Source organism: Methylobacterium terrae (genome assembly GCF_003173755.1).
GTDB classification, from domain to species: Bacteria; Pseudomonadota; Alphaproteobacteria; order Rhizobiales; family Beijerinckiaceae; genus Methylobacterium; species Methylobacterium terrae.
Genome location: NZ_CP029553.1, coordinates 3,895,972 through 3,910,053, shown reverse-complemented (window position 1 = coordinate 3,910,053; position 14,082 = coordinate 3,895,972). Strand labels below are relative to the sequence as shown.

Here is a 14,082-nt window from a genome sequence, read left to right as displayed (position 1 = left end):
CCCTTCCGTCAGAGCATCGGCTGGCCGCCGGTGACCGGCACGAGCGCGCCGGTCATGTAGCTCCCCTCTCGCGAGGCGAGGAGCACGTAGGCGGGCGCCAGCTCGGCCGGCTGGCCGGCGCGGCCGAGGGGCGTGTCGGCGCCGAGCTGCTCGATCTGCTCGGGGCTCTTCACGATGGGCTGGATCGGCGTCCAGACCGGGCCGGGAGCGACGCAGTTGACCCGGATGCCCTTGGGCGCAAGCAGGTTCGACAGCCCGACCGTGAGCGTGCTGATCGCCCCCTTGGTGGCGGCGTAGACCAGCATGCTGGCATCGGCGACCTTGGCCTGCTGGCTCGTCGAGTTCACGATCGCCGAGCCCGGCCGCATGTGCGGCACCGCCGCTTGCGCCAGGTAGATCATCGCGAAGACGTTGGCGCGGAACGAACCCTCGACATCGTTCGCGGTGACGTCGTCGAGGCCCTCGTTGACCACCTGGGCGGCGGCGTTGTTGACGAGCACGTCGATGCGGCCGAACTCCGCGGCGGTTTTTGCGACGATCGCCCGGCAATGCGCCTCGTCGCGCAGGTCGCCCGGCAGCAGGAGGCAGCGCCGGCTGGCCTTCTCGACCCAGGCCTTGGTCTCCCGCGCGTCCTCCTCCTCCGCGTCGAGGTAGGAGATCGCGACGTCGGCGCCCTCGCGGGCATAGGCGATCGCGACCGCCCGGCCGATGCCGGAATCGCCCCCGGTGATCAGCGCGATCCGGTCGGTGAGCAGGCCCTTGCCGACGTAGGATTCCTCGCCGTGGTCGGGGGCCGGGTCCATCGGCCCGGTGAGGCCGGGGCGCGGCTGCTGCTGCGCGCCGGGGAAGGGCGGCCGGGGATAGGCCGCGCGGGGATCGTCGCTCATCGGGAGCCTTTCAGGAACGCGCCGGCGGTGCGTAGGGACAGCGCCATGATGGTCAGGGCCGGATTGGCCGCGAGGGAACTCGGGAACACCGAGCCGTCGCAGATCCAGAGGTTCTCGACCTCGTGGCTGCGTCCGAAGGAATCGACCACCGAGGCCTCGGGGTTCCGGCCCATCCGGCAGGTGCCGAGCGTGTGGGCGACCCGCTCCAGCACCCAGACGTCGGAGGCGCCGGCCGCCTCCCAGATCTCGCGCATCACCTGCGTGGCGTGGGCGTTCAGCGCGCGCTCGTTCGGCCCGTAGCCGAAGCTGATATGGGCTTTTCGCATCCCGAGCGCGTCGGTCTCGTCCGACAGGGTCAGGACGTTCGCGTCGCAAGGGAGCGTCTCGCCGTTGATGCCGATCCCGGCGACGCGGTTGTACCGGCGAAGATACTCGGTGAGCGCCGGCCCCCACAGGCCGCGGCCGCGGGCGACCGCGTTGGCCCAGGTCAGCGGCTCGACGCCGAGGCTCTGCACCAGGTAGCCGCCGGCGAAATCGGCGCCCTTCGGCCGGGTGAAGTCCTCGGTGATGAGCGAGGACGGATAGCCCCGGTTCATCCCGACCTCGTCCGCGAAGGTGCCCCAGACCTGCGTCGCGACGTGGCCGATGTAGTTCCGCCCGACCTGGCCGCTGGCGGTGGCGAGGTCGAGATGGAGCAGCAGCCGCGGCGTCTCGACGGCGCCCGCGCACAGGATCAGGTGGGCGCAACGCTGCCGGTGGTCGCGGCCGCCGCTGCGGTAGATCACACTGGTGATCCGCCCGGCCCGGTCGCGCTCGACCCCGTGCATGCGGGCCCCGGCCCGGATCTCGGCTCCCCGCGCCACCGCCAAGGGCAGGTAGGTCACGTCCATGCTGGCCTTGGCGCGGGTGCGGCAGCCCTGGTGGCAGAAGCCGCAATTGATGCAGGCCCTGCGCTCCGGCACCGCCGGATCGACCGTGAAATCGCGCGAGACCACCGCCGCCGGCGCGTCGGTCGCCGCGATGCCGAGGCGGTCGCAGGCCGAGGCCATCAGCTGGGCCGGGCCGTTGCGCGGGACCGGCGGCAGCGGGAAGCGCCGCCTCTCGTCCCACGGATAGGGGGTGGGCCCCGACGTGCCGATGAACGCCTCGACGCGGTCGTAGAACGGCACCAGCTCGGCGCGGTCGATCGGCCAGTCGCAGCCCTCGCCGCTCTCGGAGTTCAGCCGGAGATCGCGGGGATCGGCCCGGGGCACGAAGGCACCCCAATGCAGGGTCGAGCCGCCGACTCCGGTGCCGCTGTTGTTGCCGCCGAAGGCCTCCGGCGTCGAACCGCCGCTCAGGCGCTCCTCGGTCCAGTAGATCTCGTCGGCCAGCGTCTCGTCGAAGCCGTAACCGGCGGGATCGAAGTTCGGCCCGGCCTCGAGTGCCACGACCTTCAACCCTGCCGCGGCGAGTTCGGCGAGGAGCGGCGCACCGCCCGCCCCGGTGCCGACCACCACCACGTCGACGACCTCGTCGGTGCTGTAACGGTTCTGCCCCGAGAGGTTCATCGGGCGTCTCCAACGGTCTCGAGGACAGGGGCTTCCCAAGGCTCGCGTTCGTTCAGGCCGGTCAGGCGGTAGCCGGGCAGGGCGTCGGCGTCGTCGCCCCCGGCCCCGATTCCGGTGAAGCCGATCGCCGCGAGACCGGCCGGGTGGGCGAGGAAGGTGCGCACCGCTTCGCCGCGCAACTCCTCGAACCAGCAGGTCATCAGGTCGGGCGCGAGGCCACCCGGAATCTCCGGCAGGTCGCCGGAGGTCGCGCGGGCGAGGAGGGCGTCCTGCTCCGAGCCGCCGAGCGCCGTGAACGGGCGCCCGTAGGATTCCCGCGCCGCCCCGTCGAGGGTGCGCAGGGCCCGGGCATAGGCCTCCGGGTCCGGCGGCAGGGCGGCGAAGCGCCAGCCGTCGCCGGGGCCGGTCGCGAGCCGGGCGTCGATGCGGCGGGCGAGGTCGATCTGTCCGGGGCCCGACTGCGGCAGCACCCGGTCGAGGCAGGCTGTCAGCGTCGCGCGCTCCTCCGCGCTCAGGCAGAACGGGCCGTCCGGCTCGCGCATCCGCTCGCGCAGGGTGGTGCGCAGGCGGGTACTGACCCGCTCCGACCCCATCAGGGCCGCGAAGGCGGGCGGCAGGGTCGGCGCCTCGGCGGCTCGCGGCGGCGCCGTGACGAGGTCGCGGATCAGCGCCGCCAGCATCTCCGGCCGCTCCAGCGGCAGCAGGTGGCCGGCGCCGGCGGCCACCTCGTGCCGGTGGCAGGCGAGGTGCGGCAGGGTGAGCGCCGCCTGCGCCTCTGGCCCGAGATCGCCGTCCTGCGCCCCGCTCACCACCAGCGCCGGGGTGGACAGGGTGCCGATGCGCCCGCGCCAATCCTCGTTGGCGCCCCCGGCGAGCCAGGCCTTCCAGGCCTCGGGGTTCGCGCGCAGCACGTCCTCGACGGTCCGGGCATGATCCTCCGGATCGAGGGGCGCCCCGACATTCGCCGAGACGAAGCCTTCCGCCTCGCGCCTCCGGGTCTCCGGATCGGCGTCGATCCAGGCGATCATCGCCTGCCGACGCTCCTCTTCCATCGGCTCGGGGGAGGGCGGCGAGCCAGCCAGCAGCACCAGCCCGGCGAGGCCGGCGAGCGCCGGATCGCCGTCCTCGCTGCGACGGGCGAGCGCGAGGGCGACCTTCGCCCCCATGCTGTTGCCGGCGATGAACCAGGGCCCGGGCGGGGCCTCGGCGGCGATGCGGGCGGCGACGTGGTCGGCCATGGCGGCGACGCCGCAACCCGGATGCCCGGCTTCGTCGCCGAAGCCCGGCAGGTCGATGGCGACGCAGCGCAGGTGAGGCCCGAGACGCTCGGCGAGGGGGCGCCAGGTGCGGGCGCTGCCTCCGAGGAAGTGCAGGCAGAAGAGAACGGGTCGGTCAATCATGCTCGCGAGATCGCGCGACGCTGCGCTGCGTCAACGGCGGCGCGCCCGCGGCGCCTTGCAGCACCCCCGGATGATGTGTCGAGTCGTCAACGTGTCGAGCGGGCCGGAGGACGGCGTCTCGACCGGTCTCCGGCGGCCGCGGCGGACGCGAAGCCTTGGTCGGACGGGAAATCGACGTCCGGCGATTGATACGATATCCGGCTTCTTCGTCAGGCCGAGGGGATGGAGCCGGCAGCATTCGCCACGCCGTCGACCGCGTTGACCTATGTTAAATTTTTCCGATGACGACGCCGGAACTGGCGCCTCATCCTCGGCGAAGAGCGGAGAGAGGCGCGCGAGGCTCGTCACATCTCGCCGAGGATGCCGGGCACAGCCCCTGATCTGCGCCGATCGGAGGAAACACTCGGCACGTCGCGAGCCCCGGACGCGCGAACGCCGCGCGGGTGGGCGGTCCGCGCGGCGTTCGCGAGGGGACGCCGCGGCTCGCCCGGGGCGGCCGCGGCTCCGAAGATGTTAGTTCTTGGCCTTGTCGACCAGGGCCTTCTCCTTGATCCACGGCATCATGCCGCGGAGGCGCTCGCCGACCTCCTCGATCGGGTGGGCGGCGTTGCGGGCGCGGGTCGCCTTGAACGAGGTCTGGTTGACCTTGTTCTCGAGCATCCAGTTGCGGGTGAAGGTGCCGTTCTGGATGTCGGTGAGCACGCGCTTCATCTCGGCCTTGGTCTCGGGCGTGATGATGCGCGGGCCGGTCACGTACTCGCCGTACTCGGCGGTGTTCGAGATCGAGTAGTTCATGTTGGCGATGCCGCCCTCGTAGATGAGGTCGACGATCAGCTTCACCTCGTGGAGGCACTCGAAATAGGCCATCTCGGGGGCGTAGCCGCCCTCGACGAGGGTCTCGAAGCCGGCCTTGATCAGCTCGACGAGACCGCCGCAGAGCACGACCTGCTCGCCGAACAGGTCGGTCTCGCACTCTTCCTTGAAGGTGGTCTCGATGATGCCGGCGCGGCCGCCGCCATTGGCCGAGGCGTAGGACAGGCCGAGGTCGTGGGCGTTGCCGGAGGCGTCCTGGGCGATGGCGATCAGGGTCGGCACGCCGCCGCCGCGCAGGTACTCCGAGCGCACGGTGTGGCCGGGGCCCTTCGGGGCGACCATCAGCACGTCGAGGTCGGCGCGCGGCTCGATCAGGTTGAAGTGGACGTTGAGGCCGTGGGCGAACAGCAGGGCGGCGCCCTGCTTCATGTTCGCCTGGAGCGAGTCGCGGTAGATCTCGCCCTGCAGCTCGTCGGGGGTCAGCATCATGACGACGTCGGCCTCGCGGGCGGCGTCGGCGACCTCCATGACCTTGAAGCCCTCGGCCTCGGCCTTCTTGGCGCTGGCCGAGCCCTTGCGGAGGGCGATCACCACGTCCTTCACGCCGGAATCGCGCAGGTTCAGCGCGTGGGCGTGGCCCTGGCTGCCGTAGCCGACGATGACGACCTTCTTGCCCTTGATCAGATTGATGTCGGCATCACGATCGTAATAGACCCGCATGGCGGCTCCCCCTTTGTGCAGATGGCGAGAATCTCGAACGCTCCGGGCGCTGGAGCGGCCGTGCGACGGGCGGCTTGTAGCGGCGTGATTCGCGTCAGGGAATAGGCTATGCGCGCGGACGCGCACATGGCTGCCAAGTTCGTTGCGCGGAATCGGCCCTTCCGGGCGCTGACAGGGGATCGGCATGACGCAACGGGCGACGCCCGCCGAATTGGTGGAGTTCTGGCGCGAGGCCGGGTTCGACCGCTGGTTCAAGGCCGATCCGGCCTTCGACGCCGCCTGCCGGGCCTACCTGCCGCTGCACGAGGCGGCGGCGCGGGGCGACCTCGCGGCCTGGGAGGAGAGTCCGGAGGGCGCGCTCGCCCTGGTGCTGCTGCTCGACCAGTTCCCCCGCAACCTGTTCCGCGGCACGCCCCGGGCCTGGGCGACCGACGCGGCGGCTCTCGCCGCCGCCGACCGCGCGATCGCGCGCGGGCTCGACGCCGCGATCGCGCCGGATTTGCGCGCCTTCCTCTACATGCCGCTGATGCACGCCGAGGATCCGGGCCACCAGGAGCGCAGCGTCGCGCTGTTCACCGCGCTCGGCATCCCGGTCAACCTGAAGGCGGCGCACGAGCACCGCGCGCTGATCGCGCGCTTCGGCCGCTTCCCGCACCGCAACGCGGTGCTCGGCCGCCCGGAGAGCGCGGCCGAGCGGGAGTACCTCTCGGGCGAGGGCGCGTTTCGCGGCTGAGTCGCGCGGTCCTGAGGGGACCTCGTCACGCCGGCAGCGGCAGCCCCTCGCGGGCGAAGGCGCGCTGCACGGCGGGGCGCTCGGCCATGCGGAGGGCGTGCTCGGTCCAGTACGGGAACTGGCGGGCCATGTCGTAGCCGAGCACCTGACCGCGGCCCCAGTGCCAGAACACCAGGAGGTAGGGGTCGGCGACGCTGTAACGCGTGCCGGCCGCCCAGCCGCCCCGGGACAGGCCGACCTCGATCATCGTCCACAGGTCGGCGCAGGTCTCGTGCCCTCTAGCCTTCACGTCCTCGATCGCCGCCGGATCGGTGGCGTAGCGCTCAGCCCGGCGGATATGGGCGTAGGCCGGATGGATGGTGGAGGAGATCCAGGCCAGCCACTCGGCGCACCGGGCCTCCTCCCGCGGATCCTCCGGCCACAAGCCGGCCTGCGGGTGGGTCCGCGCGATGTAGCGCAGGATCGCCGGGTTCTCGGTCAGCACCCACTCGCCTTCCGCCAGCGCCGGCACCCGGCCCTTTTGGTTGATGGCGAGGTAGCGGCCGCCCCGCTGCTCGGCGGTGGCGAAGTCGACCCTCACCGCCTCGAAGGCGGCGCCGGTCTCCTCGAGGGCGATGTGGGGTGCCAGCGAGCAGGCGCCCGGCGAGTAGTAGAGCGTGGGGGTGTCGGACAACGGGGCCTCCCGGCGCGAGCCGCCACCCCGGCCGGCCGGGGGGCGCCCCGCTCCTTAGCCCGAAGCGGGCCCGGAGCGATACCGCCCCGGGCGCGGGTCCTCAGCCGGAGACCTGCGGGCGGGCCGCCACGGTGCCGGCCGGGCGCTGGCGCCGCACCACCAGCCAGGCCAGCGCGCAGAGCACGATCGCGCCCTGGACGGCCAGCGCCTCCCAGCTCCCGTTGAAGCCGAGCTCGGTGACGAACTCCGGCACGCCGTCATTGTGCACCGGCACGATCACCTGCTCCTGGAATTCCTGGATCGCCGCCCCGACGAGGCGCAGGCCCATCACGAACAGGAAGGCGGAGGTGAGCAGGAAGACCGGGCGCAGCGGCAGCCGCAGGGCCAGCCACTGCATCGCCACGAACACCACCGCGAGGGCGAGCGCCGCCGCGAGGAGGCCGCCGAGGAGGGAGGCGTCGAAGCCGCCCACCGTGCGGGCGAGGGCGTGCAGGAACAGGACCGTCTCGGCGCCCTCCCGGAACACCGCCAGGAAGGCGATGCCGCCGAGGGACAGGACGGTGCCGGCGCTCATCGCCCGCTCGGCCATGCGGTTGATCTCGGCCTTCCAGGCCGCCGGGTCCTGGCGCAGGAACAGCCAGCCGCTCATCGTGAACATCAGGCCGGCCGCGACCAGCATGACGCCGGCCTCGATCAGGTCGTTGTGGTTGCCGTCGAAGAAGGCCTCGAACACCCAGGCCATGGCGAAGCTCGCCAGCACCGCGAGGCCGGCCCCGGCATAGAGCGGGCGGATGCGCTCCGCCGCGCCGGCCCGGCGCAGGAACGCCGCGAGGGCCGCGACGACCAGGAGCGCCTCCAGCCCCTCGCGGAACAGGATGGTGAAGGCCTGCGCGAAAGTGGATCCGTCGGCCATGGGGTGCTCCTCGCTCACGTCGTCCGGACGCGCGACGCCGCCTCCGTCGGCGCTCTCTTAGGCGAGGAAATCGCGACTTTCAAATGCCACGACCTTGTTTTGTATGATTCCAAACTGGCATCCGCCAAGTCTAAATGCGGGATCGAGGCTTCATGCAATGAAGAGATGCCATGCTGTTCCGGCAAGATCTGGAAATCAAGGATCTGATGCTTTCCGCCGCGCGGCGTCGACAGGAAGGTGTCGTCGTGCGGGAGCGGTCGCCCCCTCAATCTGCGTCACGTCCTGTCGAGTCCTCCTGATCCTCCTCTCGCCCCGCCCCAGCGAGCGGGTCGCCTTGCGGCCGAGGTGGTGGCGGCTCGGCGCCGGCCCTGTCACCGGAATTCAAGACAATTGCTTAACGGCCGGAAACTCCGCCTTAAGACAACCTTCAGGTCGGAGCGCGGCGTTAACATCCGGGTAGGGCTCGTAGCGGTTAGCTGCACGCGAATGGATCGCCCGAAAGGATTTGGCAGTGATCGAGACCAGCAGCCTTGCCGCGGCGCTTCCGCCGGCCGCGGTCGCGGCGGCCACGCGGAACGACGTTCGTCCCTCGTCGCGGACCGGCCCCGACATCCCCCTCGACCCGGCGGTGACCCTGGACCTGAGCCGGGAGGCGGAAGCGACCGCGATCCGGACCGTGCCGCCGCAGGAGGCCACCGTGAGCACGGCCCGGTACCGGCGCGACCCCGACAGCCGTCAGATCGTGTTCCAGGTCGTCGATCCGAAGGGGGAGGTGATCGAGCAGCTTCCCTCGGAGGCGATCCTGCGGGCCCGGACCTATGCCCGCGAGGCGGAGGCCCGGGCGGCCGAGATCGGCACGGCGGTGGCGCGGTCGGCCTGAGCCGGCGAGGTGCCGCCCCGCTTCCAGGCATCGGCCCCGATCGCGAAGGGATCGGCCCCGATCCTGACGGGATCGGCCCCGATCCTGAAGGGATCGGCCTGATGGCCGAGCATCGCCGCCGCTCCATATCCTGTACGATCGGGCCACGACGGGCGCCGCGCCCGCGACGAGAGCCGCTCGAGCCGATCTGCACCTGGAGCCCGACGCCATGGCGACGCCGCCCTCCCTCGACGCCGCGATCTATGCCGACCTGCGCCAGGCCGTCGGCGACGAGGCGTTGCCGGTGCTGCTCGGACGCTTCAGGACGCAGTTGCAGGACTGGTCGGTGACGGGGGAGCCGGCGGCGCTCGGCGCGGCGGCGCACGGCGTCATCGCCTCGTCGGGGCTGATCGGCTTCACCCGGCTGTCGCGCCTCTGCGCCGCCCTCGAGACCGCCTGCCAGGGCGGCGACCTCGAGGAGATCCGGCGACTCGCCGCCGAGGTGAAGGCCGAGAAGGCGACGGCCGAGGCCGAGGTCGCCCGCCTGGCGGCGGCGGGCTGACGGGTCAGGCGACCCGCCGGGTGTCGGTCCAGGTCGCGCCGCCGGCCAGCCGATAATCGACGCTCTCGGAGAGCCGGCCGGTCGGCACGATCCGGACCGCCTCCGGGCGGGAGAGTTCGTCGCGGCGGTCGAGCGCCTCGTCGATGTCGAGGGGGGCGGGCATCTCGCCGCCGAGGCGGCGCCACCACTGCACCGCCTTCTCGCGGGCGAAGCCCGAGGCTTCGAGGTCGAGGCGCACGGTCATCGCGTCCTCGTCGCCCTCCAGCGCGACCGCCAGCACGTCCGGGCCGCGCGGGCGTCCCTCGCGGGAAAAGCGCCAGCCCGCCACCGGCCACCAGCGGGCATGGGCCTCGCGCACCACCGCGACGGTGCCGGCGGAGAGGACGGCGGTCTCGTCGTCGGCCACCGCCTCGTGCGGCATCTCCGCCTCGTCCTCCTCCGCCGGCTCGACCCAGCAGGCCTCGCAGGTGCTGGCGTTGAGCGCGATCAGAGCGCCGCAGCCCGGGCAGGGCTTGGCCCGGGGACCGCCGCCCTCGCCGAGGAGCCGCGCCCGCGCCACGGCGTTGGCCGAGAGCACGTCGATCGGCCCGTGGCGGCGCACCAGGCCGGCATAGTCGAGGACGAGGGCGTCGGTCTTGCCCTTGGCGCGGCGCAGGCCCCGGCCGACCTGCTGCACGTAGAGGCCGGTGCTCTGGGTCGGGCGCAGCAGCGCGATCAGGTCGACCTCCGGCACGTTGAAGCCGGTCGCCAGCACGCCGACCGAGGTGAGGCAGCGCAGGCGCCCGGCTCGGAAGTCGCGCACGATCCGGTCGCGCTCGCGCTTCCCCGTCTCGCCGGAGATTGATTCGCAGGAGAAGCCCTCGGCCCGGATCGCGTCGCGGACCGCGTCGGCGTGCTTCACCCCGGCGCAGAAGGCGAGCCAGGCCCGGCGCCCGGAGCCGAAGGCCACCATCTCGGCCACCGCCGCCCTGGTGATGACGTCGCGGTTCACCGCCGCCTCGAGGGCGCCCGGCACGTAGTCGCCGGCCCGCACCGGCACGCCGCTGACGTCGAGGGTCGTGGCGGTGGCCTTCGAGACGAGCAGCGCGAGGTAGCCCTCGCGGATCAGGTCGCCGACCTGGGCCTCGTAGACGATGGCGTCGAACACCCGGCCCTTTCCCTCGTCGAGGCGGCCGCTGTCGAGGCGGTAGGGCGTAGCGGTGAGCCCGACGAGGCGCATGTCCGGCGAGCGCGCCCGCACCGCGTCGAGGAAGCGGCCGTAGCGGGTCTCGGCGTCGCGGGGGATCAGGTGGGCCTCGTCGACCACCACGAGGTCGAAGCCGCCGGTCGCCTCGACCCGGTTCCACACCGACTGGATGCCGCAGAACAGGACCGGCTTCGTCTCCTCCCGTCGCCCGAGCCCGGCCGAGACGATGCCGGCCGGCGCCTCCGGCCAGAGGTTCAGGAGCTCGGCGTGGTTCTGGGCGATCAGCTCGCGGGTATGGGTGACGACGGCGATCCGGGCGCCCGGGTTGCGGACCATCGTCTCCCGCACCAGGGTGGCGATGACGAGGCTCTTGCCGGCCCCGGTCGGCAGCACGATCAGGCCGTTGCGGCCGCCGCGCGCCCAATCGGCCTGGAGCGCGTCGAGGCTCGCGCGCTGGTAGGGACGAAGCAGCATCGGGCCGCCATAGCCGGAGAACGCGTGGGCATCCAGGCTTGACGGCGTCGGGAGGCGTCCCGCCCGGCGAGCGAATCAGGGGAGTGGATTCGAACGAAGGGCGTGGGTTTCTCCTCTCCCCGCGGGCGGGGAGAGGGCCGTGTCACCGTCCAGGGGACACGGCAAGCGGAGGCGTAAGCCGGAGCGACGGTGAGGGGGTGGTACCGAAAGAGGCCCTTCCGGGAAACACCCCCTCACCCTCGCCCTGTGGGCTCGCCGCACCTCCTGAACGGAGGCACGGCCCTCTCCCCGCCCGCGGGGAGAGGAGGTTTCTAACGCCCTATATTTACTCGGCCGCCTGCAGCCACTCCGTCCGCTGCGGCGCCGTCTCCACCACCTCGTCGGTATGGACCTCGAACTTGGCGAGCCAGGCCGGGCCGAAGCTCGTCGAGATCGCGACGTCGGTGGCGTCGCGGCCGCGCGCCATGACGATGCGGCCGATCCGCGGCCGGTTGTGGCGCGCGTCGAACGTGTACCAGCGCCCACCGAGATAGACCTCGAACCAGGCCGAGAAGTCCATCGGGTCCGGCACCGCCGGCACGCCGATGTCGCCGAGGTAGCCGGTGCAGTAGCGCGCCGGGATGTTCATGCAGCGGCAGAAGGTGACGGCGAGATGGGCGAAGTCGCGGCAGACGCCCTCGCGCTGGGTGTGGCCGTCGAGGGCCGAGCGGGTGGCGTCGGCGCGCTGGTAGTCGAAGCGGATCCGCTCGTGCACGTAGTCGACGATGGCCTGCACCCGGGCCCAGCCCTCCGGCGTGTTGCCCAAGAGCTGCCAGGCGGTGTTCGACAGCTTGTCGGTGTCGCAGTACCGGCTGCCGAGCAGGAAGGGCAGCACGTCGTCGGGCAGGTCCTGCACCGGGTGCTGGATCGCGTCGGGGGCGTAGTCGTCGACCGCGCCGCTGTCCTCGACCAGGAAATCGGCCGAGACCGTGATGCGTCCGCCGGGCGCGACGATGCGGGTGCAGACGTTGCCGAAGGAATCGACGAACCGGCGCGCGGGAACCGGCGGGTCGATGGTCATGGTGTCGGGCGTGATCAGGTCGCCGGCCCGGGACGGATGCACGTTGAGCATCAGGACCATCGGGGTCGGGCCGGGCGTGTCGAAGGCGATCGAGTAGCCGGTGCGGATCTTCATCGTGGCGTCCACGCAAATCAAAAAACGTGGTGCCTCAATCGTCGGGCCGCGCCGATGTTCCGAGTTCTCGGCCAGTTCGGTGCACGATCCGCGCCCAAATGTTGTGCAGACGCCACACCTCACGGGCGGCGTCTGCTTCCTGACATCGGCGTCAGCTGCCGAAGACCGTGTCGACGAGGAGCTTCAGGTTCAGGATCACGATCACCGCGGCGATGCTCCAGGACAGCATCTTGAGCCAGGCCGGGATCACGAAGACGCCCATCTTGCGCTTGTCGGAGACGAAGCTGACGAGCGGGATCACCGCGAACGGCAATTGCATCGACAGCACGACCTGGCTCAGCACCAGGAGGCGTGCGGTGCCCTCGTCGCCGTAGAGACCGGTGACGATCACCACCGGCACGATGGCGATGCCGCGGGTGACGAGGCGGCGCGCCCAATCCGGCAGGCGCAGGCGCAGGAAGCCCTCCATGACGATCTGGCCGGCGAGCGTCGCGGTGACCGTGGAGTTGAGGCCCGAGGCGAGGAGCGCCAGCGCGAACAGGGTCGAGGCGAGGCCGATCCCGAGGAGCGGCGAGAGCAGGGCGTGGGCCTCCTCGATCTCCTGAACCCCGGTCTGGCCGGCGCCGTGGAAGACCTTCGCGGCCATGATCAGGATCGCGGCGTTGACGAAGAGCGCGAGCGTCAGGGCGATGGTCGAATCGGCGACCGCGAAGCGCAGCGCGCTCTTCCTCCCCGCCTCGTCCCGCGGATAGGCGCGGGTCTGCACGATCGAGGAGTGCAGGTAGAGGTTGTGCGGCATCACCGTGGCGCCGAGGATGCCGATGGCGAGGTAGAGCGCCGCCGGGTTGGTGACGATCTGGGGCGAGGGCACGAAGCCGCCGAGCACCTCGCGGATCGGCGGCGCGGCCATCGCGATCTGGATCGCGAAGCAGACGAAGATGACCGTGAGGAGCGCGATCACGAAGGCTTCGAGCGCCCGGAAGCCTCGGCGCATCAGGAGCAGGATCAGCAGCACGTCGAGCCCGGTCAGCACCGCGCCGGCGAGGAGCGGCAGGCCGAACAGGAGCTTGAGGGCGATGGCGGTGCCGATCACCTCGGCGAGGTCGCAGGCGATGATCGCCGCCTCGCAGGCGAGCCACAGCGCGATCCCGACCGGGCGCGGATAGGCGTCGCGGCAGGCCTGCGCCAGGTCGCGGCCGGTGGCGATGCCGAGCCGCGCGGCCAGCGCCTGGAGCACCACCGCCATCAGGTTCGAGAGCAGGATGACGGCGAGGAGGGTGTAGCCGAACTGCGCACCCCCGGCGATGTCGGTGGCCCAGTTGCCCGGGTCCATGTAGCCGACCGAGACCATGTAGCCGGGGCCGAGGAACGCCAGGAGCCGCCGCGGCCACGAGCCGGTGGCCCGCACCGGCACGCTCGCATTCATCGCCCCGAGGCTCGGCTCCGCCGCACCGTCTCCGGCGCGCCACGCCCATCCGTCCCGCATCCGCCCGTGCTCCGTCGCTCCCGGCCGGGCCGGGCTGCCGCCATATAGCCACTGCTATATTGATTTGAGAAGGCTGAATTCCAGGGACGGGTCAGGCCCGCCGATCGCGGAAGAACTCGCGCAGGAGCGCGGCGGCCTCGCCCTCGCGAAAGCCCCCGTAGACCTCCGGCGCGTGATGGCAGGTTGGCTGGTTGAAGAAGCGCGGTCCGTTCTCGACGGCGCCGCCCTTCGGGTCGGCGGCCGCGAAGTAGAGCCGGCGGATCCGCGCGAAGCTGATCGCGCCGGCGCACATCGCGCAGGGCTCCAGGGTGACGTAGAGGTCGCAGCCGGTCAGGCGCTCGTCGCCGAGGAGCGCGCAGGCGGCACGGATCGCCAGGATCTCGGCGTGCGCCGTGGGATCGCGGTCGGCCCGGGGACGGTTGCCGGCGACCGACAGCACGACGCCGTCGCGCACGACCGCCGCGCCCACCGGCACCTCGCCCCGCACCGCGGCCTCCCGCGCGGCGTCGAAGGCGAGGCCCAGAGGATCGGGACGCGGGCTCCCGCTCGCCGACGGGTTCCCGCTCGCCGAAGGGGACCCGCTTCCCGAAGAAGGCCCGCTTCCCGAAGAAGGCCCCCTTGCAAAATCGCGCATCGGTTCCACTCGCGTCGA

13 protein-coding genes are annotated in these 14,082 nt (G+C 71.9%); 3 read left to right on the top strand and 10 right to left on the bottom strand.

What is annotated here, in order from left to right:
* Positions 1-8 precede the first annotated feature (8 nt).
* The 4 genes from DK419_RS18095 to ilvC all read right to left on the bottom strand — a co-directional run bounded on the left by DK419_RS18095 (position 9) and on the right by ilvC (position 5,370).
* On the bottom strand, positions 9-887 hold the full coding sequence (locus DK419_RS18095; RefSeq protein ID WP_109960321.1) for an SDR family oxidoreductase: 879 nt from the start codon (positions 885-887) through the stop codon (positions 9-11).
* Positions 884-2,437, bottom strand: coding sequence for a GMC family oxidoreductase (locus tag DK419_RS18090; protein ID WP_109960320.1), 1,554 nt, complete (start codon positions 2,435-2,437; stop codon positions 884-886). Before DK419_RS18090 ends, DK419_RS18095 begins: the two co-directional genes overlap by 4 nt.
* Positions 2,434-3,837 (bottom strand): alpha/beta hydrolase, encoded by a 1,404-nt coding sequence (locus DK419_RS18085; RefSeq protein WP_109960319.1) that lies wholly within the window; start codon positions 3,835-3,837, stop codon positions 2,434-2,436. The genes DK419_RS18090 and DK419_RS18085 overlap by 4 nt, the downstream gene beginning before the upstream one ends.
* 513 nt (positions 3,838-4,350) lie before the next feature.
* Complete coding sequence (ilvC, locus tag DK419_RS18080; RefSeq protein WP_048431953.1) at positions 4,351-5,370, bottom strand: ketol-acid reductoisomerase; 1,020 nt, start codon at positions 5,368-5,370, stop codon at positions 4,351-4,353.
* Positions 5,371-5,554: 184 nt separating this feature from the next.
* On the opposite strand from ilvC, the gene DK419_RS18075 reads away from it, so the two are divergent.
* The gene (locus tag DK419_RS18075; protein ID WP_109960318.1) at positions 5,555-6,103 is read left to right on the top strand and encodes a DUF924 family protein; all 549 of its coding nucleotides are present in this window, start codon (positions 5,555-5,557) and stop codon (positions 6,101-6,103) included.
* A gap of 25 nt (positions 6,104-6,128) precedes the next feature.
* On the opposite strand, the gene DK419_RS18070 is transcribed toward DK419_RS18075, so the two are convergent.
* Positions 6,129-6,776: a glutathione S-transferase family protein gene (locus DK419_RS18070; RefSeq protein WP_109960317.1), complete on the bottom strand. Its 648-nt coding sequence runs from the start codon at positions 6,774-6,776 to the stop codon at positions 6,129-6,131.
* 100 nt (positions 6,777-6,876) lie between these two features.
* Positions 6,877-7,689: an FTR1 family iron permease gene (locus DK419_RS18065; protein WP_109960316.1), complete on the bottom strand. Its 813-nt coding sequence runs from the start codon at positions 7,687-7,689 to the stop codon at positions 6,877-6,879.
* 511 nt (positions 7,690-8,200) lie between these two features.
* Here DK419_RS18065 and DK419_RS18060 point away from each other — a divergent pair.
* Together DK419_RS18060 and DK419_RS18055 are read left to right on the top strand one after the other, a co-directional pair.
* Positions 8,201-8,569, top strand: coding sequence for a FlaG family protein (locus DK419_RS18060; RefSeq protein WP_109960315.1), 369 nt, complete (start codon positions 8,201-8,203; stop codon positions 8,567-8,569).
* A gap of 208 nt (positions 8,570-8,777) precedes the next feature.
* Positions 8,778-9,110 (top strand): Hpt domain-containing protein, encoded by a 333-nt coding sequence (locus DK419_RS18055; protein WP_109960314.1) that lies wholly within the window; start codon positions 8,778-8,780, stop codon positions 9,108-9,110.
* A 4-nt stretch (positions 9,111-9,114) separates the two neighbouring features.
* Here the strand turns inward: DK419_RS18055 and DK419_RS18050 are convergent, their stop codons facing one another.
* From DK419_RS18050 to DK419_RS18035, 4 genes are all read right to left on the bottom strand, one after another.
* The gene (locus DK419_RS18050; protein ID WP_109960313.1) at positions 9,115-10,770 is read right to left on the bottom strand and encodes a DEAD/DEAH box helicase; all 1,656 of its coding nucleotides are present in this window, start codon (positions 10,768-10,770) and stop codon (positions 9,115-9,117) included.
* A gap of 325 nt (positions 10,771-11,095) precedes the next feature.
* Positions 11,096-11,944, bottom strand: coding sequence for a transglutaminase-like domain-containing protein (locus DK419_RS18045; RefSeq protein ID WP_109960312.1), 849 nt, complete (start codon positions 11,942-11,944; stop codon positions 11,096-11,098).
* A 151-nt stretch (positions 11,945-12,095) separates the two neighbouring features.
* Positions 12,096-13,430 carry an Nramp family divalent metal transporter gene (locus tag DK419_RS18040; RefSeq protein WP_109960311.1) on the bottom strand — a complete coding sequence of 445 codons (1,335 nt, stop codon included), beginning with the start codon at positions 13,428-13,430 and terminating at the stop codon, positions 12,096-12,098.
* A gap of 91 nt (positions 13,431-13,521) precedes the next feature.
* Positions 13,522-14,064: a nucleoside deaminase gene (locus tag DK419_RS18035; protein WP_109960310.1), complete on the bottom strand. Its 543-nt coding sequence runs from the start codon at positions 14,062-14,064 to the stop codon at positions 13,522-13,524.
* Positions 14,065-14,082 lie beyond the last annotated feature (18 nt).

Excerpts from the sequence above, each read along its gene's own strand:
- DK419_RS18095 (WP_109960321.1), bottom strand. The coding sequence starts at position 887 with ATGAGCGACGATCCCCGCGCGGCCTATCCCCGGCCGCCCTTCCCCGGC.
- DK419_RS18090 (WP_109960320.1), bottom strand. The coding sequence starts at position 2,437 with ATGAACCTCTCGGGGCAGAACCGTTACAGCACCGACGAGGTCGTCGAC.
- DK419_RS18085 (WP_109960319.1), bottom strand. The coding sequence starts at position 3,837 with ATGATTGACCGACCCGTTCTCTTCTGCCTGCACTTCCTCGGAGGCAGC.
- ilvC (WP_048431953.1), bottom strand. The coding sequence starts at position 5,370 with ATGCGGGTCTATTACGATCGTGATGCCGACATCAATCTGATCAAGGGC.
- DK419_RS18075 (WP_109960318.1), top strand. The coding sequence starts at position 5,555 with ATGACGCAACGGGCGACGCCCGCCGAATTGGTGGAGTTCTGGCGCGAG.
- DK419_RS18065 (WP_109960316.1), bottom strand. The coding sequence starts at position 7,689 with ATGGCCGACGGATCCACTTTCGCGCAGGCCTTCACCATCCTGTTCCGC.
- DK419_RS18055 (WP_109960314.1), top strand. The coding sequence starts at position 8,778 with ATGGCGACGCCGCCCTCCCTCGACGCCGCGATCTATGCCGACCTGCGC.
- DK419_RS18050 (WP_109960313.1), bottom strand. The coding sequence starts at position 10,770 with ATGCTGCTTCGTCCCTACCAGCGCGCGAGCCTCGACGCGCTCCAGGCC.
- DK419_RS18045 (WP_109960312.1), bottom strand. The coding sequence starts at position 11,944 with ATGAAGATCCGCACCGGCTACTCGATCGCCTTCGACACGCCCGGCCCG.
- DK419_RS18040 (WP_109960311.1), bottom strand. The coding sequence starts at position 13,430 with ATGCGGGACGGATGGGCGTGGCGCGCCGGAGACGGTGCGGCGGAGCCG.
- DK419_RS18035 (WP_109960310.1), bottom strand. The coding sequence starts at position 14,064 with ATGCGCGATTTTGCAAGGGGGCCTTCTTCGGGAAGCGGGCCTTCTTCG.